This is a genomic window from Aphanizomenon sp. CS-733/32 (assembly GCF_028330045.1).
Lineage (GTDB): Bacteria > Cyanobacteriota > Cyanobacteriia > Cyanobacteriales > Nostocaceae > Dolichospermum > Dolichospermum gracile.
The window spans coordinates 1-2,712 of sequence record NZ_JAQMSE010000050.1; the positions used below are offsets into that span (position 1 = coordinate 1).

At 38.0% G+C, this 2,712-nt stretch carries 1 protein-coding gene and 1 pseudogene; both read right to left on the bottom strand.

Going from position 1 to position 2,712, the window contains the following annotated elements; translation table 11 throughout:
- Window positions 1-345 precede the first annotated feature (345 nt).
- Window positions 346-1,156 (bottom strand): annotated as a pseudogene (locus PN471_RS04325) (helix-turn-helix domain-containing protein).
- A 440-nt stretch (window positions 1,157-1,596) separates the two neighbouring features.
- A complete protein-coding gene (locus PN471_RS04330) occupies window positions 1,597-2,130 on the bottom strand; it encodes a YdcF family protein (RefSeq protein WP_271775803.1) in 534 nt (177 codons plus the stop codon).
- Between the last annotated feature and the right edge of the window lie 582 nt (window positions 2,131-2,712).

A 2,712-nucleotide genomic window follows, 5' to 3' on the forward strand; every position in this document is an offset into this window, starting at 1 on the left:
CACTTTATCACACCATTTCGCTTTTAATGCTATTTATTCTCATTAAGCATCTTAATTTTTGAATTGACTTTAGTTATTATGTACTACTTTAAGGGCTTTTTTGATCTGTGACAGTTTGGGGTGCGGAATGTGGGTTTTATTGCTGGATTTTGGGGGTTGTTTTTCGTTTTCTTTGTACCCCCTGAACGGTTACATTTACTTTTTCGTCTTTTTCGACATTTATCTAAAAAACATACACCAAAATACCTACAACAACTTTGTTACCTGTTCCCCTACTATATCAAGATTGTGAATATCAAAACTATTCTTCTGAGTGGACTGTTAGCGATCGCCTCTAGTGGTCTGTCAGTTTTCTATTTGTGGATAAAGACGCTTGAGACGGATACGGGCATCCGCGGTTGTGAACTGCCAATCTACAGATTTTTGTGAATGATTGCGTTGAATATACCAAGCCGTTGTTTCTTGTTCTAAAGTTTCAATATCAGGAATCCGACGATCTAAACATTGCCGAGTCATTGCGGACAGTTCGTTTTCAGCGATATTGAGCCAACTTCCATGTTTAGGGGGAATGCGGGTTTCTTTGACCAATTGTACAGGTTGCTCATCCATGCAAATCACCGGATACTTGGAGTCATAGGGCAGGTGATAAATTTCTAGAACATCTTCCATGTGAGAGACAAATTCGGCACTCTGTTCTGGTGGAATCACATACATCTGCCGCAAATGAGGTTTGAGTTCGTTTTTTTTAACACTTGGCGCACGGTTTCGTGACTAATTGTTGGCACAATTTCTAACTCAACCGCAATGTCCAACGTGCCTGACCAGCAGGCGGTTCTCCACAACGCAAGGCGATTAGTTTTGCTTCCACCTCTCCATCAATAATCGTTTGACGAGGCGGCGTTTTACTGGGCTTGCGGTTTAATGCTGACTCTATGCCTTCTTTTACCAATCGCTCTCTGAGATTTGCGACTGTGTTTCGGTGGCAACTGAAGGCGGCAGCAGCTTTCTCATCCGTCCATCCTTGTCCATTAACATCAATGTTTAATAAAATATTGGCGTGCTTAATTTTATATGCCGCTGCTTTGCCTGTAGATACCAAGTCTTGTAGATACTGCCGTTCTTCTTGACTTAACCGGACAATATAGGTCTTAAGCATAATCAGTTATTAGGTTATCTGCTGAGATTTACAGTGAATAGCCTCTCTATTCTCTCTCAAATTCACAATTTTTTGCTTGACAGACCACTAGTTTTTTGGTTTTCATTGAGCAAATCTTACTACCTCAGTTGTGGATTGGTGCAATTGTAGTCATGGATAATTTACCTGTACATTATGCCGAAAACGCAAGAGTTCTGATTGGATCTCAATTGGTTTAATCATTGTGGATTGTTTTTTGACCCTATTTAGATAGCTATTTTTGTACTGGACTTGATCACAAACTGCTGTATCTTTATTTAGCAAGCCCTAAATGATATGAACACCTGTTGTTCCAACAATGCTGCAACCCGTAAAATTAAAGCTTCATTATAGGGTGCTGCTTTTGCATAACTTTTTCTATTTAAAACTTTTTAACCACGCTCTAATTACGTTATGATATGCTAGGGCTTACTTCGGTTGGCGTAGTTAGCGCCTGTATAACCTGTGGCCACCCAAATAATTGCCCTAGCACCATCCCGAATAGATTTTTGAATCGGTTCTGGTGAATTTTCTGAAGGAACTGATACCGGTTTAAAATTCATGCCTCGACTACCCAAAACAATTTCACCAACGATGCAAGCACGACGCATATGGAAATCAGATGTGATTAAATAAACACTTTTGATTCCCCGAGATTGTAATTCGTCCACTGTGGTAGTAAAATTAGTAACTGTGTCTACAGCTTCATAGTCTAAATTTAAACGCCGGGGATCAACTCCTGCATTGGCAAATATTTTTTTAGTATGCTGAGGTGGACTGCCTCCAGAAATCCAAATAGGTATATTGGGATATTGGCGGGCTAATTTGGCTGTAAACTTTTCTCTTTCTAGTAAGCGAGTAGAACCGCCTAAAACTAATATTGCTTGTGGTTGTACAAATTGGTTTTGTACTGCTTTGCACCCCCACCAGATAAATAAGGGGAGGAGGCAAGCCATAACTCTCACAGATTTCCCTGTCAAAATTAGCTTATTCAAGGCTTGATAAGTATGTCTATTCGGACGAGAATTTTCTTTAACAATCAGTACCATGATGCATAAGGATGATGGTTAGTATAAGTTTTTGCGAAGTATGCCTAAAAAGAAGTTGGTAACTTTGCAGTCATAGTAACTGAATCCACGTCGCTGTAATTTCTGCCATATCCTAAACTATCTGAGAAAATTAATCAAAGGTGTCTTACCACTCATTGACAACATAATTTTCAGGTTTACTATAAGACTTAACACGCCTAAGAATTTTAATTAGTGTAACTGCTTGCTATATGTGACAATGATTTATTTGTTTTCACAAACATAATTCTCAATTCTTAATGAATACAATCAGGAAAGAATACATAAATCTCTATATTTACCCTACATTCCGCACTTCATTTTGTAGTACAGACATGAGTGTAATAAGTAACAGAAACAGCTTAAATATAAACACATAACTAAGTTGGCAATAAATATAGACAGTAATATAAAAATTGCCAACAAATTGAAATTAATAAGGTATTGACAATAAATTCAGAAGAAAAAATG

Coding starts and splice junctions, on each gene's coding strand:
- PN471_RS04330 (WP_271775803.1), bottom strand. CDS start 2,130: ATGGCTTGCCTCCTCCCCTTATTTATCTGGTGGGGGTGCAAAGCAGTA.